This window comes from Neobacillus camarae (genome assembly GCF_054950115.1).
The window spans coordinates 797,689-822,579 of the sequence record NZ_JBUCKX010000002.1; the positions used below are offsets into that span (position 1 = coordinate 797,689).

A 24,891-nucleotide genomic window follows, 5' to 3' on the forward strand; every position below is an offset into this window, starting at 1 on the left:
AAGGGAGTGTTACAGGATGGCAGATGCTATTGATCACGAGGATGCGATTACGTATTTACAACACGTGGACAAACATAATATTCAAAATGACTCTGATTTTCTACTGGGCCATCTCCCATTACAGGACTCAAAGTGCCTATTGGACGTCGGTTATGGATCAGGTCAGCTTTTATCAAAAGTACTTAATGCCCCCTATCGTCTGGAGGCCTATGGTGTAGAGAAATCGGAGGCTTTATACGAGCATTCGATGCAGCTGTTTGAAAATAAGAACATTCAACTGATTTGCACGGATTTTATGGATTGGCAAACAGACGTCAGGTTTGATGTGATTACCATGTCTTTTTATCTTCACCATGTGGATTTTTCCCGACACTTGACCAAAGCGCTCTCGCTTTTGGATGAGGGGGGTGTGGTCATAATCTTAGACCGAATCGCCATGGATGAAGCGGCCAAACGTGAGTTTCGCGGTTATTGGGAAGAATATTATGCCGCCCAGCATGAATGGTATGAGGATTGTCCGGCCATCTATACCCGAGAGGAAGTAGACCGGGTGGTTCGAGCAGCAGGGTTTATCACAGGCAAATTTATTCCGGTGCCGAATGATCGCCGCAAAGGAACAGAAAACTTTCCCAAAACACTAGTAGTGGTGAAACGTGGGGAGACCGTGCTATGAAAAAAGTTGGTTTAGTTACTTATACAAGAAAAACGGAGACATTTACCGAAGAATTTTTGGAAATGGGCAATGCCCTGCAACAAGAATTTGGGGACTTTAAGTTTATTTTATTTTCAGAGGCTGAGGTAGCAATCCCAAGCGAGGCCAATTTTGAAGTGCAGCAAATCCATATGGAAGGCACGAAGTATAAAAAAATATTGTACCTGCTCGAGCACGATGATTCCTGTTATTACCTGAGTGTGGATAATGATATTAAGGCGGATCTGGATCATTTAGTCGAGTTCGCACGGACGATGGTGGAACGGAATGCGGATATTGGCTGGTGCAAAATCATGGCCCGTCCCAAGCCGAATTTTGTCTCCAGATTGGTCGCAGTGGATAAATTATTATCTCATAATTGGATCCGGCCAATCCTTTGGAAATGGGGATACGGCATCAGTATTCCCGGACAATGTTTTATGCTGAAAAGAGCCACCTTTAGCGGGAAATTGCCCGCTGTCGATACCTTCTTGGATGATTTGGCTTTAGGTTTGTACGTCAATCAGCATTTTGATGATCTTAAAACCTATCTTTCTGCTAAAATAGTGGGCTATGAGCAGCCGAACGATTCATTTGGTGGATTGTGGAAGCAGCGAAGCCGTTGGGCGAAAGGGTTTTCCACGATTATAGACGGAGTGGACGAACCGGCCTCGAGGAGGTTAGTTTGGATACACGGGTTTAGTTACCATGGCCTTTGGCTGGTGAACTGGCTTGTGATGGTGCTGCTGGCCATGGTTCATCCGGCCTTAACGGCAGTTTATGTTTTGCTGCAGGCCTTGATTTTAACGGGCGGGCAGGTTCGTTTGGCGGGGTATTCCCTGCTGTATCCGTTTGTTTTTCCGGTTTTTCATATGAGATGGATTTACTGTATAAAAAGGGGTAAACATGATGATAAAAAGTGAGACATTATTGAAGGTTGAAATTTTAACAAGAGGTGTAGTCTTTACCGAGAACGCCTTGGTGAAGGCCGCAAAGGACGGGGCCAAGGGACAGAATTTGGTGTACAACATGCCATTGGATGCCCAAGCATCGAGGCCGCAGGAGTTATTTATTGAAGGACTCGATGGCTATACGACAGTTGTTTCCTGTGTCGCGCCGAATGGACAGAGGGAGCCAGTTACAATTGATGCCGATGGGGAAGATCAATTGCTGGCCTTGATTGAGGGGGTGCCATTTTCGGATGTAACGATCCGATATGTGAAAGAGCCTGGATACTACAGTAGGCAGTTGGAAAATGGCGACCTGATGAAAAAATATATCTCAGCTTGTGGCTATGACGAGATGAACATCCTGCCTTGGAAGGGCTGCGGCATCTCCAAAGGATGTAAATTCTGCGGCGTAAATACAGTGGCCAATGAAAACGAAACCGATTTGTTTACCGCGTTTACCATCAGCCAAAATCCGTTGGTATGGGAGCAAAATAAGCAGAGTTACCTGGCGAATTTACAGGCCTCCATCACTTTTGCTCTTAAGGATGAATGTTATGAGGAACATGTTCATTTAATCATGATTTCCGGGAATTTATCCGATGACAGCTTGGATTTCCAGGCCGATATTTACTGCGAAATTGCGGAAAACATCAAGGATTTGTTGAAGGACAGAGCGGTTGAGGGCCTTGTGGCCGTGATGACTCCGCCAAAGGATTTCGGGCGATTGGCAAAAATGAAAAATGCCGGGATTGATGTCGTGGTTTTCAATCTGGAGGTGGCCAATGAACCTTGGTTTTCTAAGTATTGTCCAGGGAAAAGCGGTTTAGGCCAGGGGTATTTTACGGACCGATTAGAAGCGGCAGTGGAGGTGTTTGGTGCCGGGAAAGTATGGACCAACTTTGTCTTTGGCTTGGAACCGGTCGACAAGCTGCTGGAGGTATGTGAAAGCTTGGCCCAAAAAGGAATTGTTGCAGGAGCGAACGTCCTCCACTTGGACAAAGGAAACCGGCTCGATTGTTCGGTCCCAACCAAGGAAGAGGTGATCTACTTTTTTACCCAACTAGCTAGCATCTACAAAGAGCATAACTTTGACCCGTACTACTGCCAAAAGGCCCTGCGCACCAGCCTCAGTAATGAAGCCTTTGCAGGCAGATTGGACTAGTTGAACTATGGAGACGGTTCTTATGGCTCAAAACCATGAGAACCGCCTTTTTTTATGTATCCTTGAAATTGACGCCCGCTATTTCGGCCCTTAGTCCCTCCTGACTAAGGGCAATCCCTTCTTACGTACAAAACAACTCCTCCATTCTTTTATTCGTGACATAATGAAATGCTTCGTTGCTAATTTTTAAAGGACAAGAACCTTTCGCTTGTTACACCAGCTTCAAATTATTTTTCACTATGACTATAGTAATAATTCAGAAATATTACTATAATAAGTGATGGTAAAATAGTCCAAAAGGGGGATGTGTTTTGAGGAAGTTTCTACTAGTAGTTTGTTTGTTTCTTTTTTCTTCCATACTGGCAACACCTTTAACCTATGCTAAAGCAGAGGCTGCAGGTCCGGTTATTGATAGTGTGGAGGTCACTCCTGGAGAATTATCGGCAGGGGAGAATATCACTGTTAAGGTAAAGCTAGCTGACGCTTCAACCGAAGTGACCAAGCTAACGGGTTTTGTTGGAACGCCTAAGAATCGGGGATTTGAAGTCCATTTTTCTTATAATCAGAATGAGGATGCGTGGATTGGAACCTATGAAATCAGATCCTATGAAGTGTCAGGGGAATTTTTTGTTCAGGTAGAAGCAGAAGATGCTAATGGAAATTATGACTACGCTGATCAATCCTTCGTGGTGAAAAGTAACCCCAATGCCGATTTGGATTCACCGGTGTTAAAAAATATTGAACTCTCCACCAGTGAGGATAATAGTCAACTTATTGTAAAGGCAGATGTCTTAGACGCCTATTCGGGACTATTTTCAGTCAGAAGCTGGGTCTATTCACCAGAAGGTAGTATCGGCTATAATATCGATTTAACCTATGATGAAAACCAAGGACGCTGGATTGGTTCAAGGAACGTTAACTTGGACCGCTTTGGAAATATTGATGATTATGTCTTGCCAGGCGAGTGGCGAATTGAGTTAGAAGCTACTGATGAGGCAGGCAATACAAAGTCGACCGAAACAACAGCAACCATTAATGGTGATCTATACAAAACGATTGTTTATCTGAACGGTGCCTATGATTTATTTGGGGAAGATTCCTTTTTAAGTACATATGTTGATAAAATTGCCAAAACCCTGCTTCAAGAGGCAGAAACGATGAATACCATTAAGGCAAGGGATGTATACCAATTATTGATGGATTCTTACTATACATCGGATGAGGTAAAAGCAGAGGCAAAAGAAAAGCTGGACGGTTTAAAAGGCCAAAACGTGGTAGTCGAAAATGCGGATCATACAACTTTTTCTACTGCGCTTCTAAATTCACTAAATGAGGACAATCCGATCCTTCTTTCCAAATCAGGTACTCAATTATCGATTCCAGTAAGTGAATTAAAAAGGATTGCCGCCAATCAGGATGTGCAAATTGATATTCATGATGTGACTGCCAATTATTCAGATGCACTGAGTGCGGTATTGGATTTTGATATTCTCGTTGATTCAAAGAAATATAGCGGTCAGTTTGCAGAACCTTTTACAGTTACGTTTAACGTAGACCCATCCAAGGTTAAAAACTGGGATAACATCGAGCTCCGCTATATCGACGATAATGGAAAAGCTATCAGCTACAAAGACCAGATTGTCAGTGTTAATAAAGAGACTGGGGAAGTGGTCGCTAAAATCTATCATTTCAGCACATATGGTATCTTCGAGGTGGCTAGTGCTGGAAATGGTGGTGCTTCGAGTACGGTTGTTTCGACTACAAATTCCAGCTCCACAACATTAGCTGCAAATACTGTTAGCACAACAGCAGCATCTACTAATACGCAAGATGCGGGAAAAACCCTTCCTAAGACTGCGACTAACACCTATAATCTCTTGGTTGTGGGAGGATTAGTTGTTTTGAGTGGATTAGGGATGTTTTTTGTGCACCGCCGGGGGTTGCAGTTTAATAAGTAGATTATATTTTATAGACCAGGTCTGATAGGGCCTGGCTCTTTTTTTACTTGGGGGTGTTAGGGACAGTGGGCATAATCATCCCTTTAGAGCTTTGAATCTGAAACGAGGAAGTGTAAAAATTTTTAAAAATATGGAATGGTGATAGGCCAAAAGCCTAATAAATAATGTAAGATAATAGTAAAAAAGTTTTAGGGGTGTAAGATGGATAAACCGAACAAAGAAGTTTTAGCTGTGAAAATACATAATGCCGTTCACAAGGATGGTAAAGATTATTACGAAGCGACCCGTGGGAATTGGAGAGCCAATAAAGACCGGGCCTGCGCAGTTGAATATGTAATCGGAATTCTAGACCAACAGGTTGTTTGTGCGTATAAACCAGATTCCTGGGAGACGATTGAGGAAAGTGGCAAGCAAAGACAGAGATTTGAAGGCAAAGAGGTGGACCAGGCTACTTTTAATAGATTGAAAGAAATGGAAGAGGAACTACTAAAGGGCTTTGGCAGCCAGGCATCCATATCTTATAAAAAGCTGTAAACTGGATACCCTTTTCTGTCTTACTTTGGCGGGGAGAGAAATCTTCCTGCTTTTTTCATGAATAAATAACAGGCAATACACTTCTTGAGGTTAGGAATCTCTTGATTTTAGACCAGTCATAAAATGAGAATGCTGGGGAGGGGTTGAAAAGATGACAAATGCTTATAAGGTCTGCCGATTCAGAAAAAATAAGCAATCCATCACTCTTTATGTGGATTCTGTCCAAAGGAAGAGCGAATATTGGCTAGAGGTTTCGGCTGGAAACGGGGAAGTGGCAACTTCTGAAAAGGTGTTTACCTGGAATGAGGCGTTGGCTTTATTGGAATCCCATCAATGGGACCAATATGAGACCGATTATGTGGACTCTGCCTTTTTTGATTTGGTCATGGAGGCGAAAAAAAGGATGGGAGGCACCGCAAAGGCTAAAGGTTATAACGCCCAGCAGCGATTGTTAGAAATTCTGAATCGGTTGGAGCGGAATGAAACCATCAATGTCCAGCAGGCAATTCAGGAGTTTAAAGTAAAAAGCACGCAAATTCAGCGGGATATCAAGGCGCTCCGGGAGTTTTTCCAGTATACCAATCAGGATATCGACTATGTGCGTTCCAAAAAGGGCTATGAATTGACCGAGAAGGGCGACTATTTTTCCATTCATGATGCCCTGATTGTCCTTCTGTTCCTTTATGGGACGCGTGCCCTCAATAAGGAGGAGCTCAAGACTTTTTCAGAAAAAATAATCCGGCTTTTTTCAAGAGCCGAGCAAATCAAAATCAGGGAGTTTTTCCAAAGTTATCTTTATTATTACAAGCCGGTCCAAGAGAACAACCTGTTTGACTTGTTTTACACATGCTTTGAAGCGATTACCCAAAAGCGGTACCTTAAATTCGCATATACCAACAATAAAGGGGAAACGAAGGAGCGGGAGGCGGCCCCGTTCACGATTACCTATCATGACCGGAAGTTTTATCTGCATGCCAGGCTGAAAGGGTTGGAGGACCAAGAGCCATATGTTTTTCAGCTGGACCGGATGGGAGATTGCGAGATGACAAATGAGAAGACCCATCGACAGACGGATAACATGAAGATTGGAGAGTATGCCCAGAAGGCCTTTTATATGTACGCCGGCGACGTGGTAAAAGTTAAATTGAAGATTAGAAAGTCGAACGTGGACTTTTTAAAACGAAATTTCCCTGAGGTAATCATCAGTGGCATTGGTGAAAATGATTGGGTGGAAGCCCGTCTGGAGGTCATGGGGTACATGGGCATTAAGCTTTGGGTCCTGCAGCAGGGGCCGGCAGTTGAGGTGCTGGAGCCGGCCGAGCTGCGTGAAGAGGTAAAAGAGCTTATTGCGGAAATGCACGGGATGTATTTTGCTCCCTCAAGAGTTTAAACGAGGGGCTCAGGTAGTTTGAGAAAAGCTAACCATTGTCCTCATCAAAGGTTTCCCATTCCGGACAATAGGAGCCCTCGCCCATTGGATGTGAGCGGAACGGTCCGAACGGTTTCTGGCAGGTGCCTGTTGGGTCAAGAGCGTAAAAATGGAAACCAGTGAAATCAACCTCTCTGCGGCCTGCCCAATAAATGCAGGAAGCACACACTTGCTGGTCTTTGCTCCAGCTGCTCATAGAATCACTCCTTTTAGATTGATAGGTTGATTGTATAATCCAACAGCGACTTATTATGTTGGTGATGGCTGGTATAAATAGTTGTATAAGAAATGATTTTGTTTTTCAAAATGAAGAGGGAGTGATGAAGGTGAATAGTAGCGAGACAATCAAATTGCTAACATCTTATATTGTAAATAATAGTCAATTGGAGAAAGTGGAATCCCATCTACATACGTTTAACCCGTTGAAGGTTCTTAAGCTTAATCATTATGAAATCAGGCATTCTAACGTATTGGGGTGGCTGTTGGACCCAAATGAGAACCACAATTTAAGGGATACCATTTTGAAAAAATTCATTCTGGATATTTTAACCCAATCCGATAATGAATCCAAAGAAAAGCCGGAGAACATTAACGAGGCCAATATTTTATTGACCAATTTATTGGACATGGAAGTGAACAGAGAATATAAAGTTGGAACCGGCAGCAGTCAGAGGTCTATCGATGTACTAGCCGTGTCGCATACCAGCAAGATTATTTTGCTGATTGAGAATAAAGTATACGCTGGAGAGGGCCAGGACCAACTGACCTTTTATTTAAACCACATTCTCGAGGAATACCCAGATTATAGTATTTTACCAGTATACTTGACCCTTTTCGGTGATGAACCGTCCGACAACCGCTACTTCATGTACAGCTATGTCAATTTATATCAACTGATTGACGATACCTTATCGGTTCAACAGCCTTTTATGCATGGAAAGGTACTGGAGTTTATTAAAGATTATTTACTTATTATCAAGGAGTTGACGAGTTCCGATTCGGAATATGTAGACTTATGTGAAGACATCTATAAAGAACACTCTAAGGCCATTAACCTAATCATAAACGAAAAGCTTGAAAAAGTAGAAAATCCCCAAATTCGGGAACTAATCAGACGATACAAGGATGTTTCCCAGTTTATTAAGAGCAATGGCGAAGTTGATTACTCGGAAGTGGCTTTTCATCGGTTTATTGAGAACCACCCGGAGCTAACCTTTTCGCCACGATATAAATACGGAAAAATCGCTTATTTCTTCTATCCAAAAGATTATCATTTGATACCAGATTTTTCCGGGCTGACCCATCAATCTTGGCCTTATTGTGAATTTCCTGTTCCGTTCATATTTGATAAAGGCGAAGACTTCTTATCCCTTAAGATGGAAGTGGGCAAATTTGACGCCGAACATTTAGAAATCAGAAAAGGGTTTCTGGAGCATTTAAAAAATCAGACCAATGTCTTTGGGAACAAGTCGAAGCTTTCTGATAACATTACCATGCTGATCAAGATCAAGAAGAGAGTGGAGGAGAAAATCTGGCAAGACACAGAAAGCATCCTAAATGCAATGAACGAACTATATGAATCTTATAAGTCAGATCACTTTCCGGAAATTTATGAAGGCATCAAGGAGTATTGGGGTAACGGCGACATTCACGTTCAGGAAAATGACGAGTAAAGGCAAAGGACGGTTCTTTTTCAGCAAAAGAACCGTCCCCGTGTTTCATCGTATTCCCATTTTCTTTTTGGCTTCCACCTTTTTTCGTCCCCTAAAGAAGTTCTCCAGTTCTTTCGGACCGCCCAATTTCCTCGGAGTCTTTTCTGGCCTTCTTTTTAAGTAATCCCGAACAAGGCGGATTTTGGTTCCTGCTGGCAATAAGACAAATGCTCTTTTGCTAGGGAAGTGGACCTTCCATTTGAAATCCGTTCCGATATAGGCGTTCTTAAAAATTCCGTAAAGCCATTCGCCGTCTACCAATGCTTCCAGTTGCGAGTTGATTTGAACCTCATAGTAGGCTTGGTCCTGTTCATTGAAAAAAAGGTGATAATCACAAGTTTTTCCCTTATAGGCGAACGCCGACATGTCCGTTTGCAACTTATGAAGGTTGTCTGCCATGTCCTCAATTATTTCCAGTTGGGCTAATGGCTTCACCCAGCGCTGTGGAATGGCATCCCGGCCATAGAAAGCCCCGGCCAACTGGCCATAAACGGCTCCTGTAGTATCCGAGTCGTTACCGAGATTGACTGCCAGCAGCAATCCCTCTCTAAAATTGCCACTCAGATAAAATGCCCATAGGGCTGCTTCCAACGATTTCACCACATATCCGCTTCCCACAATTTCTGGTGGCTGCTTGTGCTTATACGACCCTTCCGCCACTTCTTTTATCTTGGGACTCAACGGTCTCCCCATTTTTTCTTCCACAAAGTGGACGAATTCCTTGGATAACAGCTGCTCCCGTGGCATTCCATTTACGGCACCGGCAATCAATGCCCCAAAATAGCAGCAGGCATCTATTGTTTCTTCCGCCTGATGTGTCGTTTTCGAACTTTGCCCCGACCAAAAAATCGCTTGTTCGATATCGTCTGCCCATGCTAGGGGCACGGGAGCCAGCCTCATGATGGAGCCGTTTCCGGCCTGGTACGGGTCGGTAGAGCCGCTGAATGGTTCCCCGGTATCCAAATAGCGAAGAAGGGCCTCTCTAGTGCCGATGCCAATATCGAAACACTCGCCGGTGCTGCTCATATAGCCTTCTTTGTACCATCGCAGATAGCGCTGCATTTGATCTTCGGCATTAAATTCCTTGCACTCAATCAAACTCTGGGCCAAGCATAGTGCCATAGAAGTGTCATCCGTCCATTGCCCGAGCTTTAACTGATGTGGTCCACCTTCGAGCATATCGTTTACAGGGGAAAAAGTCCCCGGCGGGCTAAATTCCACCGCAGCCCCCACGCAATCCCCGACCGCCAATCCAATTAAACTGCCCGCTATCCGATCTTTTTTGTCCATTTGGGTTCCTTCTTCCAGTTGATTTTTTTGATAGCGGGAACGGTTCTGTTGGGAACCATCCCCATGGTTTCGGTTTAAACCTCAAAATAGGTGATCATGGAAAAACTAAGCCGGTAAAGTTTTTCATATAACATTTCGAGATCTTCTATGTTGGTATCGCAAATCTGCTTGCATTTTTCAGCATACTCCGATGCGGCTAACGCCTTTTTCATATATCCGATGGCTTCTGGATAGTGCTGTTGGTCCTTTTTGACCTTTGCTAAAAACAGGTAGCCATTAAAGAGGTAGCTGTTTTGCTTCACATCGGGGTATTTTTGGCGATACCGTTCGATTTCCTTTACGGCTTCTTCCTTTGCCTTCTCGAGCTCTCCGGCCTGTTCCATGATTTCAAGTTTATAACTTAAATATTTGCCGCCTTCTGAGAAAAAGGACATTTCTTCGCGGTTTTGTTCGGTGTTGTCCAAAACCTCAAGGGCCTGGTTGATCAATTGGACAGCCTCGACGTAATCCCGGTTCACTCTCCAATGCAGACAGCCCAAATCGCTTAACGCCCAGGCATAATGGTCATCTCCGTCGGGAATTTGCTCGACCACGGTTTCCATGATTCGAAGCGCAGGCTCAAAAATTTGATCCCGCATCATAAACCGGGCCAGGGACGCACGGCAACTCCAATCCCAATAATTCGCAGTAATGATTTCAGGGGGATGGATCGAAGCCTCGGTCCTAAGCCACTCCCGCCACTGGTCAAATTCTTCTCTTGTAATCATACCACCACTCCTTGATTCATTTAGACAAGCTGTATCTATCTTAACAACCTACAACGACACAATAAGTACCTGAAAAAATCGTTTTAAAGTTTTTTATCGCTTTACTGTAGTGGGGGCCTGTCCCCCGTTCTGTTAACGCGTTACTGCAGTGGAGGACAGGCCCCCGCCCAAAAGCAAATTATTAGAATGAAAGGTTGATAATAGAATCCTATTTATTGTGGGATTTCCATTTCCTTCTTTATATAATAGAAAGTGTACTATTTTTAAAGGGGGTGGCTAATTGAAAAAGGATAACAGCAAAAAGACTAAATGGGGAGTATTAGGAGCGCTGGCGGCCCTTATCCTGGGCAAATTAAAATTCGTTCTGGTCGTTTTGAAACTTTTGAAGCTGCAAACACTTGTGAGCATGTTTATTTCACTTGGCAGCTATGCCTTAATTTTTGGCTGGAAATTTGCCGTTGCTCTGATTTATTTATTGTTTGTCCATGAAATGGGACACGCTTATGCGGCAAAAAGGCTGAAACTGCCGGTCACTCCGGCCTTATTCATCCCATTTGTGGGTGCGGCTGTCGGGCTTAAACAGATGCCGAAGAACGCCAAAGACGAGGGATATTTGGCCTACATGGGACCCTTTTTTGGATTGCTGTCGTTTTTGCCGGCCTGGCCCTTGTACATGTATACGCACGAGCCGTTCTGGGCGCTTTTAATTATTATAGGCAGCATGATCAATTTATTTAATTTAATCCCGATTACGCCACTCGATGGCGGGAGAATCGCCGCAGGCATCAGTACGAAACTATGGGGAGCAGGAATTGTCTTACTGTTGATTTATTCTGTAATCAATCTAAATTTGCTAGGGTTGATTATCGTCATCTTGGGGGCAAGAGAGTGGTACAAATTAAATAAAAAGCAAAAGAGTCTACAAGACATAAAATACGAAGTCCAGGCACTTGAGAGGTTCGTTGTTATTTTGAAGCAAGGAACCCTTTCATATGAAGTTATTCAGGAAGAGATTAGAAAGGCAAACTGGAAAATCTCACAACCTTCTGTTACGAAACTGTTAAACCAATTGAATTCCGAAATAGAAACCATGAAAAGGGACATTTACCTGCAAATGTTATCGGGGGAACCAGTTCTTGGCGATGGGGTCAGCTCTGAAAATCAACAAGCAATTGACCGTATCTCCCGCCAACTACAGGAGCAACTGGCGGCACTAAAGAAAGACGTACACACAACGGAAACGTATTACAAAACAAACAAGAAAACGAAACTCCAGCTATTCTTAATCTACCTGGCATTAGTCTTGGCACTCGCCATTAACTACCACTACGGCAATGCTATTCTCGAAAGCCATCCAGAAATCCAAAGATTGATGAATAGATAAAGGGGGCCTGACCCCCGGTGCAGTAACGCATTAACGTGCTGGGGGCCTGACCCCCGGTACAGTAACGCATTAACGTGTCGGGGGTAAGGCCCCATCTCACTATCGGTACATGGTCCACATGCCGATGTCTTGGAAGCCAAGCCGCTTGTAGATTCGGCCTGCTTCGGGGTTGTCATAGAATAGGCACAGGGTTTTTCCTTCGGCAAGGACGTCTTTGATTAATTGATTCATGATGGTTGTTGCCAGGCCTTTGCGGCGATGGTGCTTGCTGGTGCAGACTCCGACAATCATAGCGGACAGGGAGTTTTCAGCAGCGGTGGAAACACATGAAGTGATGACACCGTCTTCAGCCGTATAATATGTTCTGGCTGTTTTGGTTTCCATGGAATGAACTAACATCTCCCGTGCATTATTGGGTATTTGAAACTCATCGATGGAACGGCGCAGTTCAATAATCTGATCTACATCCTCCATAGAGGCGACTTTTATATCCAGATTCTCTTTATTCAGAAACTCATCCGTCACGCATTCAGCAAAGAAGGTAACTTGCTTTTTCCCTAGTTGTAACCCTTCGGCCGCTTCAAACTTTTCCACTATTTCGGTCTTTCCTGAGAGTTGGATTGGCTGCTGATAGTTTTGAATAATGGAAACAAATCCAGCCAGGTCGAAGTCTCCTTTGGCATAAGGAATAAAAGATTGATAGTATCTCAGCAGTACAGCCTTAATGGTGCCCTGTTCATTAAACTCCCCCCAAAGCTCCTGAAAATCAGAAGAATATCCAAAAGCCTCGATGTCGCCGATCATGAACAGATTGATAGATGGTTCCTCGCTCAAAAAAGCAAGGACTTGCTGATGGTCTTGCACTGTCAGCTTTCGAATCACGGCCATTTCCCCCTTTATTTTCTATATAGATTAAACATTAATTTATGAGAATTCAAGAAATTTTTAAAATAAGGATTGAATAGGAAAAAGCGGGATCATTATATCCACGCTAATTTTTGTTGTTTACCCATTAATACCAACAATTAAAAATTATTATTAACTTTTTGCCTTGAAAAGTTTAAGTGTAAACGGGAATCCGAAAGAATAAAGTATATATTTATAATGTTCACAAATTTTTCACTTCCGCATGTAATCGCAACCAATGTTGATGAATTGGTGATGTTAACATTTTATAATGGAAACTATGTGATAATTTTCACATACCTTTTTTTGATAAAGGTTTTAAATCAAAGTGTACATAAAATTACCAAAGCAAATAAGGAGGAATGGAAAATGGAATTTGGGTTAAAAGGACGAGTTGCCATAATCACCGGTGCTGCTTCAGGAATTGGAAAAGAAACAGCCCTGACTCTAGCGGGAGAGGGATGTAATCTTGCTATTTGCGATATTAACCCTGATAGGCTTGAACAAACAGCTGCTGAACTTCGCAGTAAAGGAGTTCTGGTACTAGCAGAAAAGGTTGATGTATCCAAACTCGAAGAAACTGATGAATTCGTTGCAAAAACAGTGAAAGAATTCGGCAAAATTGATATTTTGATTAATAATGCCGGTACTGGAAGACTAAGTGATCCGATGGAACTTCCTGAAGACGAATTTAGGCGTAATCTTGATTTAATGTTGTTTGCCGTCATTCGGTTGATTCGGGCAGTTGCTCCACATATGCGTAAAGCAGGATGGGGACGTATTATTAACCTTTCATCCATGTTTGGAAAACAGCCTGGAGGATTATTGGATTATGATTCGATCAAAGCGGCTGTTATCATGATTACAAAAGAATTTTCCAACTATCTTGCAGCAGATAATATTTTGGTGAATGCTGTCTGTCCAGGCCCGATCCGTACTCCACTATGGGAAGCTCCTGGACAACTTGGTGAACAACTATCCCAAATGCTTGGTAAACCATTAGAAGAAGCGATTGATTTTTACGCAAAAACTAATATTCCGTTAGCGCGTTATGGCCAGCCGAAGGAAATAGCCAACACAATTGCTTTCCTCGCCTCTGATAAGGCAAGCTACATAACGGGACAAGCCATCAATGTGGATGGAGGAATGGTAAAAACCACGGTTTAATTTAATTAAAATGAGCAAGGGTAGAGAGGACGTTCTCTACCCTTGTGTGTTTATGGAATTCAATACTCAAACTACTAGATGAAAAAGGTTACCCAGCTATCTGCTTCGTTTTACCCTCCGCATCAATAGCATGGTTATTTTTCTTTGCTAATTTGTTCGCCAAAAAGGTAATTAAAAACGAGCAAACTAAGCTTCCGGCCATGGCGATGATGAAGCCTACTGCGTGATTGGATAGCAGTGGCGCCATAAACGATGGAACATACGCTGTGCCGCGGACATTAAACAATCCGACCAGCAATCCGCCGACACCGGCAGAAAAAATTGCTCCCCCAAATACCACCTTGCTCGAAAACATAAACGGGTAAGCCGCCTCAACAAAGGTGCCGAATCCCATGTTAATCGCAAAACCAGGTGCCGCTACCGCCGCCTCGCCTTTATCGCGCGGTGCAATAATATTGGCAAGGGTAATCCCTGCCGACACCATAACCAAACCGACCATATCCACAGCGCCCAAGAAGCTGTTTCCGGTTTTCTCCATTTCCAAAAGAACAATTGGAAGAATGGCAGCATGATAAACCCCACCCATGATGGCCGGCCAAATCAAAAGCCCGGCAATCAAACCGGCTAACGTACCGTTTGTGGAAACAAGTAAATCAATCAACCAGCGAATTCCGCCACCCAACCATAACGCAACTGGGGCAATCAGAAAATAGACGGCTAACCCAGAAATCAATCCAGAGATACCGCCGGCCGCAATATTAACGGTCGTTGCCGGAAACCGCCACTGAATGCATTTTCTGAATATGTATTGAACCAAGAGACCCGCGCAGATACCTCCAATGATTCCGCCAATAATGCCGCCTTTCACCGATAAAACACCCGCAACAATCCCAGCAACAATCGAGACATCATCAAGATCTGCCACCTGCTTGGCAGCGACAACCGCCAACACTACAGGCAGGGCATTGATCATTAAATCAAATACGTCGCTTAGCCCAGATAACCCGGGAATCTTGCTGATGGCCAGCACCAGGGCCATGGCAATAAATCCAGGGAGAGACGATAACATCATCCCGCGCAGGTTAATCCGTTTGAATGGTGAGCCCGACGATAGTTGATCCTGCTTTGCCGACTTGCCGATAATTGGACGGTAGGATAGGCCAAAATGTTTGGCCAAGGTCGTCAAAAACGTTACGGCCCTTGTCCGGTTGGTGGTGCCAGTGGTACCGGAAGTGGCAATGACGTTTACCCCTTTGGACGCGATGGTGGCCATGGAGGTACCGCCTGTCCCCGTTGCGGGCAGTCGTTTTATTGCTGCCGCCTCAACGGCCTGTTGATTGGCCCCTTTTGGGTCGGCACTCATGAAAATAACCGCATCGATTTCCCCATTCGTAATTTGAGAAGCGATTTCCTTATCGAGCTGGGCAGCCGCCTCATTCACCTCAGCAATTTTGCCCAACGCTATAACGGTTGGTTTTTGGTTTTGCCCGTCCCAAGCATACAATTCCGCCAAAGTATCCTCTTTTATATTGTCCATGGATGCTTTTGCGGCAATAAATTGCAGGGAGCCGCAAGCCATGCCGGCTGCCTCTATCTGTAGCAGCAGTTCATCCAATAGTTTTTCAGGATCCTTGCCGCCTAAATAAAATAAATTTCCTCCGCTGCTGCCAAGAATGGCAATTCTCTTCTTTGTACCAGCTTCCCCCATCTCATTCACCCTTCCAAACTGTCGAATATTGTTATTTTATAATAGAATCATCCGTTACTCTAATAATAAGGTAAAACTTTAAATTATTAAAGCGTTAAATGATTTTGTACAAAATCATTTATTTTGAATATTGGCTCCTTTTTATACAACCAATAATTTTTTATAAAGGAATGTTTTTTGGTTGAAGGAAACTTTCTGAGGGAGTAGAATATAATAAACATAAAAAGATTGTCTAATCTGAAAGTTGCCCTTGTGCAACATTTATATCCTATTTCAAATTTAAAAATTTAAATAAAATAAAGGATGGTGAAGAAAGTGAACCAACAGGAAGCAGCATCCCATTTGGCGGATGAGAAGAAATCTTGGCAAAATGAAAATGTTACCCCAAGTCTGCAAGAGGTTCACAAATCGATCCCCATCAAAAAAACGGGAAGCTTTTTTCGGAGATTACTAGGTTTTATCGGTCCAGGCTATCTGGTAGCTGTCGGATATATGGATCCTGGAAACTGGGCGACCTCGATTGCAGGGGGATCGGCGTATGGCTACTCGCTCCTTTCGGTGATATTAATTTCTAACTTAATGGCGATTCTATTGCAAGCCTTGTCGGCGAAATTGGGGATTGTCTCTGGACGGGATTTGGCCCAGGCCTGCCGGGACCATTTCAGCAAACCGGTTTCGTTTGTACTCTGGATCTTATGTGAATTAGCGATTGCGGCGTGCGATTTAGCCGAAGTGATTGGGGCCGCGATTGCCTTAAATCTATTGTTTAACATTCCGCTTTTATATGGGGTATGTCTTACCGCTTTTGATATTTTACTGATTTTGCTTTTGCAAAATAAAGGATTTCGCTATATCGAGTCTTTCGTCATTGCTTTGATTGCCACCATCGCGGTTTGCTTTGGCTTTGAACTGATCCTATCAAAACCGGAAATTGGGGGCGTCCTCCACGGTTTTATTCCAAGCGGTGAAATTGTAAAAAATCCCGATATGCTTTATATTGCCCTTGGCATTTTGGGAGCAACCGTGATGCCCCATAACCTATATCTTCATTCCTCCATTGTTCAAACAAGGAAATTTGATGATACAGTGGAAGGGAAACGGACAGCGATCAGGTTTGCCACCATTGATTCAACGGTTGCCTTAATGTTTGCCCTGTTTGTGAATGCGGCAATTCTGATTTTGGCATCAGCCGCCTTCCATACAACGGGGCATCAGGATGTGGCAGAAATACAGGATGCCTATCATTTGCTGGACCCACTGCTCGGTTCAGGCGTGGCGGGAATCTTATTCGGGGTCGCACTGCTTGCTTCCGGACAGAATTCCACATTGACGGGAACTTTGGCAGGCCAAATCGTCATGGAAGGATTCTTGAATGTCCGGTTAAAACCATGGCTGCGCCGGCTCATCACACGAATGATTGCCATTATTCCAGCCGTGATTGTCACCTTCCTGTACGGTGAAAAAGGTACTGGCGAATTATTGATTTTAAGCCAAGTCATCCTGTCCGTCCAATTATCATTTGCCGTGATCCCGCTTGTCCTATTTACCAGCGATAAACATAAAATGGGCCCTTTCGTCAATAAACCATGGGTCAAAACAATAGCTTGGCTAATCACCTCCATCATTGTTGTCCTAAACGTATACTTGCTTTGGAGTACTTTTTTCGGTTAAGAAAAATCCCCATTCATTTGGGGATTTTTTTATTTTAAAAGAGGGTGCTTTAGTGTGTAACTTCTTTTTAAAATCAACGTTTTGATTTGTATAGACGTCTAGAAGAAAAAAGGAGCACGACAAGTGGATTGGGAGAAAATATGGATTGATCATTGGAAAGAGATTTATGTGTTTGTCTTTTTACGAACCCGCCATAAACAGGAAGCCGAAGATATCACGCAGGAAACATTTATCCGGGCAATCCGGACAGAGGGACGGTATGCGGATGAAACGGTCAATATCCCGGCCCTACTAAAAACCATCGCCAGAAACCTGATCATTGACCGATGGAGGAAAAAGCAAAAAACGGAGGACCCATTACCCCTGGAACCCGAACAGGTCCTGGTCGATAAGGGGAACGATTTAGGAAGAATGCTCGAGCAAAAAGAGCAGGTAGCCTATGCCCTGTCCTTATTAAAAGAAGAGCAGAGGAAAGTGATTGTACTGCGTTTGTTACAGGGACTTTCGATAAAAGAAACCGCTGCCCAGCTTGGGAAGTCGGAAAACTATGTGAAGGTGACCCAGTTCCGGGCGATTCAAAGGATTAAGGAACTGGTGAAGAAGCAATTTGTGGAGGAGGCTTTGTAATGAATTTTTCCAAAGAAGACAGACTTTCCATGTATATCGATCATTTGAACCTTCAAAAAACCGGGACGGACCTAGATATACCGGATGATCAAGAATGGGAAGAGCTGATCGATACCGTTCACTTGGTTCAAATAACAGGTCTAATAGATATGCCAACTCCTGATTTTCAAGAAAAAGGGAAGCAGAGAATCAAACAAGAGTTAGAAGAAAGACAACGGAAGGCCATCGTGATCGAGGCGCCCAAAAAACGCTCGTGGAAAAAATATTATCTGCCATTAGCCGCTGCTTGTGTAGTTGCTCTATCTATTATCGTGCCGACACTATTTCCGGATCAAAAAGTGGAAGCGGTGCAAATTCGGGCCGTGAAGGAGGAACAGCTGGTTTCGTTGGGCGTGACGAAGGTCAATCATCCAGTGATGCTGTCCGGCGGTGCGGGCATTAGTTTTGAAAAGGATGAAAAAATTGTGAAGTGGAACCAAGCCGATGCTTCCTTCAAAGAATACCCACTGGAATCCTTTCAATATATGAGAAGCCCGGATTGGTCCCCAAACGGCAAGCAGATCGCCTTTTCCGGGTATCAGACCATGAATGCAGGAATTTGGGTAATGGAAGAGGATGGCTCGAATGTTCATCAACTGGCCGCCCCCGAATCTCCAGATGAATTTTATGACCACCCGTCTTGGTCCCCTGACGGCAAGAAGCTCGCTTTTGCCAAGAAACGATATACCTTGAATGATTCACATGGCGTGAATCAAACAGGTGAAGAAGTATGGACGATTGAGATGGATACGGGGAAGTTAACGAAGGTTGCGGAGGGCTCTGAACCTAGATGGTCCCCCGATGGCAACCAGATTGCCTTTACTAAGACTAGAAAAGACGGTGAATCGACACAAAAAGAGGTTTGGTTAATCAACACCGATGGTACCCATTCGAGAAAATTAACCGATGGGATGGAAGCCAGTTGGTCGCCGGATGGTCAATTTATCACGTTTGCCAAGGATACCATAACTCACAAAAAATCAGAAAAGCCAAAAGCGGAGATTGTGACCACTTTCCGCGAGATTTGGGCGATTCATCTGGATAGTAAAAAGGAATCCCGTTTAACGACGTCAAAAATAAATGAACAACAGTTAAACAGCCTGATTTCGTCTTCCAAATCAGAAACAAGCAATTTGCCCATGGAGTTTGTCGTGAACGGGCAATATAGCGATTGGCAGCCAAGCTGGTCCAAGGATGGGAAATCCATCGTGTTTGTCAGGGATACCAATGAGGAATCGGAAAATCACTTCAGCTTAATGAAAATCTCTTTGAAATATGAATAATCACAGAAAGAAGGACAACAACATGAAGTCGGGAATCGCCATTTGTTCTGTTTTACTTGCCATGGCCGTCATGGCAGGCTGCGCTCACGTGTCCTCGGCAAAAAAGGAAGTTACGAATCATGAAGACAAGGCGGTCAATGATCCGAAATCCACAAAGAAGGAGACGGCCGAAAATACGAATGCTAACGGACAAGAGGTCCAATTGGATCATTTAAAATTAACCGTAAGCAGCAAATGGAAAGTCGAGAAAGGCTTGGATTCTGCTGCCTTTTCCATCGATGGCAAACCAGTAGGGCTCATTGAGAGCTTGGCTTATTCTGATTCATTGGAGGCGCTGCTGCCGAATCAATCCATTGTAAGCAATAAACAGAAGCTTGAACAGCTGCCATTTGAGGCGTACCAGGTCACAACAAGCAGTGACGCCGTCCAGTCAGCTTCCAAAAAGGAGACCCATATCTATATTTTCGTAGAGCCAAAAAAAGAAGTCTATGACATGCACTTTGATGCAAATGCCGTCAACCAAGAAACCATCCTGGAAATGGTGAAATCCCTTTCCATCTTTTAAAACTATGGGGAGGGTTCTCCTGGAGCCCTCCCCGTGGATCTTACTTAATTAACTGGTGATGCAATACCGACTCTACGAGCAATACGGTTTCGAAGGTGGACTTGTAGTCGACGGATTCTGTTTCCCTGTGCTCGTTCTGGTAGCCGGCGGAAAGGTTGACAGAAGGAATGCCAAACTCGGCAAAAACCATGGCGTCGCTAATGCCTCCAGGTGTGATGCACCAATTCTCCATTCCAGCCAACCGGCCTGCCTCCTCAAACAACCTGCCGTACTCCTCAGTGCAAAATGGCACAAAGTCACTCCAAGAAGTCACAATATCCCTGTTGCCGCGGCGGTCAATCACGATGGCGGCATCCACATCTTCGATAAAATCTTGGTCGATTTCCCGTGAGCCGTGGCAGCCGATTTCTTCTTGAACGGTAAACGCAACTTTTAGGGTGCCGCAAAAATTGGTCTTTTTGACTCTGGCCAGAATTTCCATAATGGCGGCAATTCCTGCCCGGTCATCGGCGCCGAGAATCCCTTCCGAACTTTTTAGAACGGTTCCCTCCTCGAGTATTTCACGGCCTTCGACAATCTCCATGACTGTGTCCATATGGGCGGACAGCAGAATCGTCGGGCCATCGCCAAGTTCAAGATACCCGAGCAGGTTGCCTTTCCGGTCCACATAAGTATAGTCGGCTAGGCGTGATAACCGCCCCTTTAACCGTGACCGGAAATGCCGCTCATTCGTGCTTGCTCCAGGAATATTAAGCATTTCGATTAAACTTGCTTTAAAATGTTTTGCGTGAAGATCGATTAAATATTGAGGATTCTTCCACACATGGTACAGGTTTTCTGCCAAATCAAGTAATAGTGCCTGCTCGTCCTTTGGATACAAAAAAGTAACGTGTTTACCCTCGATTCGTATGCTTAAGCTTGGAGGGGTGGCCGCTTTCAGGATGCTAATGTGCTTTCCCGTAAGGTAACTTTTCAAAAAGATTCTGGCGGTACCCCTGCCATGGCCGTCGCAACTGCCATACGTCTGCATGCCAAGCTCGTTCATCCAGCGGATTACTCCGCGGATGCAGGGGTCAAAATCAGAAAGCGGTAAATCACCGTGAACCGGATCAATCAGCATGCCACGGCCTGGGGATTCAATCCCATAGACAGCTTCCTGCAAGCAAGAAATCAATTGTTCGTCGGTTCCCCCGTTCGTTTCATGAATCACTTGCTCCGCAGCCATAAGCAATTGGCCTGCGTTACTTAAGTCTCTTTTAAAAAATACCATCCGATCTTGTTCCTGTAATCCATGTCTTGCCAATAAAATATTTTTGTTTTTCATATCCAACATCTCCTCTTAAGTTCTACAATGAGTATAACGAAGCTGGTGTGACACGCTGTCACGGCAGAAAAACAGAAATTTCCCTGTCTTAAGAGAAATTTAAAAAAAGAGGTGAAGGCTGTGTTGGATAATGAATACGAATTTCATCCGATGATGGAGGAAACAAGAATTAAAGAGTCATTGGAAAAGGCGAAAAGGCAGAGGGACAGGAGCAAGGTAGAGGAAGAGACCAAGAAACTGGTAAATTTATATGTTTCCCAGGGAGAGTATTTTAAAATGGGGGACCGGCCGGACCCGAATATGGCTAAACGCTATTTAATCAAGGCACTTTCTTTGCAAAAAGATCACCCTGTTGCCAATTACCGGTTAGGTTTTCTGTATTATCGGGAAAAACAATTCACCAAGGCCGTATCCTATTTTGAAAAGGCCTTGGACGGCTCGCGTGATGAGGACGTGGAAGAATTAAACGATACCCAACGGATGCTCTCAAACATGTTTCTGGTTAATTGCGGTATCAAGATTGCCAAAGAAGCAATCCGCGAGATTGATTTTATCGAGGAAAACCTTTATTCCGACCTGGAAATCGACCGGATTGAACGTTATAGAAATGAGATTCTTGTCTTGGAAGAGGACATTTTTGATAAAATGTTTTACCGGAAAATAGAAGATGGGGTAGAAGAAAAGATTGGGGAATACGAGTTTAATCATTTTATTCCGGCGAAAAAACAAGTCTTATTGAAAAGCTCCGATCAAGGTTTGCAAATCGTACTTCAACATGAAAGACCGGTTTCATTAAACCCAAAAGCTTTCTATGTCTTATATGGCATTCTGACAGGAAAAGGGTTTAAAACCTATAATGAGTTAAAAGAGATAGCTGGTGAAGGCAGCGGCCAGGAAATTACCGATGATTATCTCCGGCAAATCATCAGGCGGCTTTCCAGGGACCTCCCTTATTGGGACAGGATCGTTGAAACGTCGATGATTCTAAATCCGGACACGAGAAGAAATGTGGCGGGCATCAAGCTTGCCGAGGGATATTCTGCCTGTATTCTTTGCCGGGTGGAAGATCGATTGCCTTGAGGTGCCCATGGGAACCGTCCGAGGGCAATGTGAAAATCCGTTTGAAGAGATAAGAAAGCTAATAGCCTGGAATGCAGGCCGTTAGCTTCTTTGATTTAATAAGTTCATTTCTAACATCCCTATTTCCCCGAAGGCTCTTTTTCCTATGGCATGGTCTTTTGGAGCCCTTCCTATTTCTGCTCGGGCGTTATAATTATTTTCGGTCCAGTACGAACAGTCGAAATGGTTTCTTTAACTCAGCCACCACAGCTCAACCGGATTTAGCTCATATTGATTGTTTTCCCGATACATAAACTGGCACATGATCAACTCGCGCCTCAATGTGGCGTAATCCTCATGAAATTGCTTTAAATATTCATTGATTTCCTTTTCCGGATAGACCCTCCCGAATTCCAATCCTTTGGCCATATGCTCAAGCACTACCAGCTTCTTCTTCCGCTGCGCTGGGTAGTTTTTCAGTTTTCCATCCTTTGTAAAGAAGTTCTGTATAATCGCTGCGCGTTCCTCGGCTGTAACGGTCATTTCCATGCGTGCATCACCGCCTGTTCCCACATTTAAAATGGCTTTTGCGCTTCCTTCTAGAATTTTGGTATTCAAAGAAAAATAGATGGTATTTTTCTCCCGTTTCTCTTTAATCAATCCGACCTCCCGCAGTTTCGCCACATGGTGAGTAATGGTCGGAGGCTTTAACCCAAGCTTTTCGGCAATCGCTTGGCCATGCATGGGACCTTGTTGGAGCAGGCCGATAATCCGAATCCGGGTTAGGTCGCCCAGCGCTTTATGAAATTCAACCAACCTGTTCAATTGCATTAATATATCCACCTACTTTGACGTTCATCTAATTAGATTATAATCGAATTAGTTTGAAAAGCAAGAGGGAGTGAAGTGTGGAGACAATACTTGTAGCCATTTACATGGACCACCCATTGGAAGCGTTTTAAATAAAAAGCTTGTCAGAATGCCTATCAGAATGATTGATTACTGGTAAAAATTGGTTTTAAATATGATTTATATTCATCAGGATGAGCGGCCGCTCAAGATGAATGGCGGGAGGTGACCGGTTAAACAAAGTATTTTTTTCGTCCATAAAATATAACAAACGATTAGGGGGAGTTAAATGGAACATGCCATGAAATTAGCCACGAGTTCTCCGGTTTGGGTGTTTGCCTCCATTGTTATTTGTATTGTCATTTTTCAAGCCATTGTTTTTATTCGACTAGCGTCCAGAACGAGCCAGAGTGTGGGAATGACAAGGTCGGAGGTGAAGAGCGCGCTAAAGGTGGGGGCCATCAATTCCATTGGTCCGGCGATGTCTAGCTTGATTATCGCCATCTCGCTGATCACCTTTCTTGGTGAGCCTGTCACGTTCATGAGGTCTGTTGTCGTCGGGTCTTCCGCGACTGAAGCTGCCGGAGCGAGTCTTGCAGCCAATGCGTTTGGAACCGAAATCGGCGCGAATGGCTTCAATGAACAGGCCTATACAGTCGTGGTTTGGACATTGTGCCTGGGAGGGTTAGGCTGGCTGCTGGTTGCAGCTTTGTTCACGAAATCGCTTGGCAAGTTTCAAGAGAAAATCTCCAAAAAAGGCGGCAATAAAAGCGTCAATATTATGGCCATTGTCTCCGGTGCCGCCATGCTGGGTGTGTTCGGCAACTTTGCCAGCGGCGAGCTGTTGAAGGGAGTTACCAATGCAACGGTTATTCTAACCTCTGCCGTCTCCATGTTTGTGATTTTAGTCTTCGCCAATAAATGGAAGCAGAATTGGTTAAAGGAATGGTCACTCGGGATTTCGATTTTAGCCGCGCTAACGGTAGGTTTCTTTTTGGCATGATAAGGTAGAAAGGGGACTAAAAAATGGAAATGAATAATAAGGCCATCACGGCCGGGGAATTAGTCGTCAGTCCTGTCAACTCTCGTCTGGAAATGGCAGAATTCCATCAAAAATCCCATTTTTGGGGCCGCCTCACCATGTGGGCGGTGATTATTCTAAGTGTCTCACTTCCTATGTATCTATCATTTGTAATGGGCTACCATCCAGGATGGCAGCCGATTATCGCCGCTTTTGTGGCATATGCGGCCATGGTTGGCTATGCATGGGTGGTTGAACCAATTTCCTACTATCCGACCTTGGGGGTTTCTGGAACCTATATTGCGTTCTTGACCGGCAATATCGCCAACATGTGCCTTCCCGCGGCTGCTGCCGCCCAGCATGTGGTCGGTGCCGAACCGGGGACTAGAAAAGGGGAAATTACGGCAGCCTTGGCCATCTCCGCAGCTTCTTTGGTCAATGTGTTTATCATATCCATCATTATTGCCACTGGTTCTTATCTCATCTCAGTCATACCACCCTCGATTCAAGCATCCTTCCAATTTATCGTACCAGCTATCTTTGGCGGCATACTGGCGCAGTTTGCCATCAAAAAGCCACTATTCGGCCTCTTCGCGATCGCAGTCGGCTTAATCATTAACCTGACACCAATCGTGCCATTCTTCAGAGGAATCATCTGCATTATCATCACCGTCACCGTCAGCATTTACATCGAAAAACTAAAAGCCCGCAAATTGGCGTAAAGCAGGGGGACGGTTCCCCTCACCGTAAAGTGAATGAAGGTGAGGCACTGGGAACAAGTTCACTGTTTTCATA

General features: G+C 44.2%; 23 protein-coding genes. 16 read left to right on the top strand and 7 right to left on the bottom strand.

Annotation, left to right across the window (positions count from 1 at the left end; genetic code table 11):
* The first annotated feature begins 16 nt into the window (after nt 1–16).
* From ACY8D0_RS11500 to ACY8D0_RS11525, 6 genes are all read left to right on the top strand, one after another.
* Nucleotides 17–673, top strand: coding sequence for a class I SAM-dependent methyltransferase (locus ACY8D0_RS11500; protein ID WP_462410642.1), 657 nt, complete (start codon nt 17–19; stop codon nt 671–673).
* On the top strand, nt 670–1,614 hold the full coding sequence (locus tag ACY8D0_RS11505; RefSeq protein WP_462410643.1) for a glycosyltransferase family 2 protein: 945 nt from the start codon (nt 670–672) through the stop codon (nt 1,612–1,614). Before ACY8D0_RS11500 ends, ACY8D0_RS11505 begins: the two co-directional genes overlap by 4 nt.
* Nucleotides 1,598–2,803, top strand: a complete 1,206-nt coding sequence (locus tag ACY8D0_RS11510) for a radical SAM protein (RefSeq protein ID WP_462410644.1) — start codon at nt 1,598–1,600, stop codon at nt 2,801–2,803. Before ACY8D0_RS11505 ends, ACY8D0_RS11510 begins: the two co-directional genes overlap by 17 nt.
* A 311-nt stretch (nt 2,804–3,114) precedes the next feature.
* Nucleotides 3,115–4,761, top strand: a complete 1,647-nt coding sequence (locus ACY8D0_RS11515; protein ID WP_462410645.1) for an Ig-like domain repeat protein — start codon at nt 3,115–3,117, stop codon at nt 4,759–4,761.
* Between the two features lie 201 nt (nt 4,762–4,962).
* Complete coding sequence (locus ACY8D0_RS11520; RefSeq protein WP_462410646.1) at nt 4,963–5,295, top strand: hypothetical protein; 333 nt, start codon at nt 4,963–4,965, stop codon at nt 5,293–5,295.
* 151 nt (nt 5,296–5,446) lie between these two features.
* Nucleotides 5,447–6,685: a helix-turn-helix transcriptional regulator gene (locus ACY8D0_RS11525; RefSeq protein WP_462410647.1), complete on the top strand. Its 1,239-nt coding sequence runs from the start codon at nt 5,447–5,449 to the stop codon at nt 6,683–6,685.
* Nucleotides 6,686–6,713: 28 nt separating this feature from the next.
* On the opposite strand, the gene ACY8D0_RS11530 is transcribed toward ACY8D0_RS11525, so the two are convergent.
* Entirely contained in the window at nt 6,714–6,920 is a 207-nt protein-coding gene (locus ACY8D0_RS11530; RefSeq protein WP_462410648.1) for a hypothetical protein, read from the bottom strand.
* 124 nt (nt 6,921–7,044) lie between these two features.
* Here ACY8D0_RS11530 and ACY8D0_RS11535 point away from each other — a divergent pair, with 124 nt between their 5' ends.
* Nucleotides 7,045–8,397: a PDDEXK-like family protein gene (locus ACY8D0_RS11535; RefSeq protein WP_462410649.1), complete on the top strand. Its 1,353-nt coding sequence runs from the start codon at nt 7,045–7,047 to the stop codon at nt 8,395–8,397.
* Nucleotides 8,398–8,442: 45 nt separating this feature from the next.
* On the opposite strand, the gene ACY8D0_RS11540 is transcribed toward ACY8D0_RS11535, so the two are convergent.
* Nucleotides 8,443–9,726 (bottom strand): ADP-ribosylglycohydrolase family protein, encoded by a 1,284-nt coding sequence (locus ACY8D0_RS11540; protein WP_462410650.1) that lies wholly within the window; start codon nt 9,724–9,726, stop codon nt 8,443–8,445.
* A gap of 74 nt (nt 9,727–9,800) precedes the next feature.
* Nucleotides 9,801–10,493 carry a hypothetical protein gene (locus ACY8D0_RS11545; protein ID WP_462410651.1) on the bottom strand — a complete coding sequence of 231 codons (693 nt, stop codon included), beginning with the start codon at nt 10,491–10,493 and terminating at the stop codon, nt 9,801–9,803.
* A 280-nt stretch (nt 10,494–10,773) separates the two neighbouring features.
* Between ACY8D0_RS11545 and ACY8D0_RS11550 the strand changes: the two genes are divergently transcribed.
* Nucleotides 10,774–11,877 carry a site-2 protease family protein gene (locus tag ACY8D0_RS11550; RefSeq protein ID WP_462410652.1) on the top strand — a complete coding sequence of 368 codons (1,104 nt, stop codon included), beginning with the start codon at nt 10,774–10,776 and terminating at the stop codon, nt 11,875–11,877.
* Between the two features lie 99 nt (nt 11,878–11,976).
* On the opposite strand, the gene ACY8D0_RS11555 is transcribed toward ACY8D0_RS11550, so the two are convergent.
* On the bottom strand, nt 11,977–12,759 hold the full coding sequence (locus ACY8D0_RS11555; protein ID WP_462410653.1) for a GNAT family N-acetyltransferase: 783 nt from the start codon (nt 12,757–12,759) through the stop codon (nt 11,977–11,979).
* Nucleotides 12,760–13,152: 393 nt separating this feature from the next.
* Between ACY8D0_RS11555 and ACY8D0_RS11560 the strand changes: the two genes are divergently transcribed.
* Nucleotides 13,153–13,950: an SDR family NAD(P)-dependent oxidoreductase gene (locus tag ACY8D0_RS11560; RefSeq protein WP_462410654.1), complete on the top strand. Its 798-nt coding sequence runs from the start codon at nt 13,153–13,155 to the stop codon at nt 13,948–13,950.
* An 88-nt stretch (nt 13,951–14,038) separates the two neighbouring features.
* On the opposite strand, the gene ACY8D0_RS11565 is transcribed toward ACY8D0_RS11560, so the two are convergent.
* A complete protein-coding gene (locus tag ACY8D0_RS11565) occupies nt 14,039–15,658 on the bottom strand; it encodes a PTS sugar transporter (RefSeq protein WP_462410655.1) in 1,620 nt (539 codons plus the stop codon).
* 342 nt (nt 15,659–16,000) lie between these two features.
* Here ACY8D0_RS11565 and ACY8D0_RS11570 point away from each other — a divergent pair, with 342 nt between their 5' ends.
* The 4 genes from ACY8D0_RS11570 (at nt 16,001) to ACY8D0_RS11585 (ending at nt 19,843) form a co-directional block, all read left to right on the top strand.
* The gene (locus tag ACY8D0_RS11570) at nt 16,001–17,329 is read left to right on the top strand and encodes an Nramp family divalent metal transporter (RefSeq protein ID WP_462411349.1); all 1,329 of its coding nucleotides are present in this window, start codon (nt 16,001–16,003) and stop codon (nt 17,327–17,329) included.
* A gap of 123 nt (nt 17,330–17,452) precedes the next feature.
* Nucleotides 17,453–17,956, top strand: coding sequence for an RNA polymerase sigma factor (locus tag ACY8D0_RS11575; RefSeq protein ID WP_462410656.1), 504 nt, complete (start codon nt 17,453–17,455; stop codon nt 17,954–17,956).
* Nucleotides 17,956–19,278: a hypothetical protein gene (locus ACY8D0_RS11580; protein ID WP_462410657.1), complete on the top strand. Its 1,323-nt coding sequence runs from the start codon at nt 17,956–17,958 to the stop codon at nt 19,276–19,278. Before ACY8D0_RS11575 ends, ACY8D0_RS11580 begins: the two co-directional genes overlap by 1 nt.
* 22 nt (nt 19,279–19,300) lie before the next feature.
* Nucleotides 19,301–19,843: a hypothetical protein gene (locus tag ACY8D0_RS11585; RefSeq protein ID WP_462410658.1), complete on the top strand. Its 543-nt coding sequence runs from the start codon at nt 19,301–19,303 to the stop codon at nt 19,841–19,843.
* 40 nt (nt 19,844–19,883) lie between these two features.
* On the opposite strand, the gene ACY8D0_RS11590 is transcribed toward ACY8D0_RS11585, so the two are convergent.
* Nucleotides 19,884–21,167 (bottom strand): M20/M25/M40 family metallo-hydrolase, encoded by a 1,284-nt coding sequence (locus tag ACY8D0_RS11590; protein ID WP_462410659.1) that lies wholly within the window; start codon nt 21,165–21,167, stop codon nt 19,884–19,886.
* 120 nt (nt 21,168–21,287) lie between these two features.
* Between ACY8D0_RS11590 and ACY8D0_RS11595 the strand changes: the two genes are divergently transcribed.
* Nucleotides 21,288–22,247, top strand: coding sequence for a tetratricopeptide repeat protein (locus ACY8D0_RS11595; RefSeq protein ID WP_462410660.1), 960 nt, complete (start codon nt 21,288–21,290; stop codon nt 22,245–22,247).
* 231 nt (nt 22,248–22,478) lie between these two features.
* Here the strand turns inward: ACY8D0_RS11595 and ACY8D0_RS11600 are convergent, their stop codons facing one another.
* Nucleotides 22,479–23,057, bottom strand: coding sequence for a DUF2087 domain-containing protein (locus ACY8D0_RS11600; protein WP_462410661.1), 579 nt, complete (start codon nt 23,055–23,057; stop codon nt 22,479–22,481).
* Nucleotides 23,058–23,364: 307 nt separating this feature from the next.
* On the opposite strand from ACY8D0_RS11600, the gene ACY8D0_RS11605 reads away from it, so the two are divergent.
* Nucleotides 23,365–24,078, top strand: a complete 714-nt coding sequence (locus ACY8D0_RS11605) for a DUF5058 family protein (RefSeq protein WP_462410662.1) — start codon at nt 23,365–23,367, stop codon at nt 24,076–24,078.
* A 23-nt stretch (nt 24,079–24,101) separates the two neighbouring features.
* On the top strand, nt 24,102–24,818 hold the full coding sequence (locus ACY8D0_RS11610) for a small-conductance mechanosensitive channel (RefSeq protein ID WP_462410663.1): 717 nt from the start codon (nt 24,102–24,104) through the stop codon (nt 24,816–24,818).
* Nucleotides 24,819–24,891 lie beyond the last annotated feature (73 nt).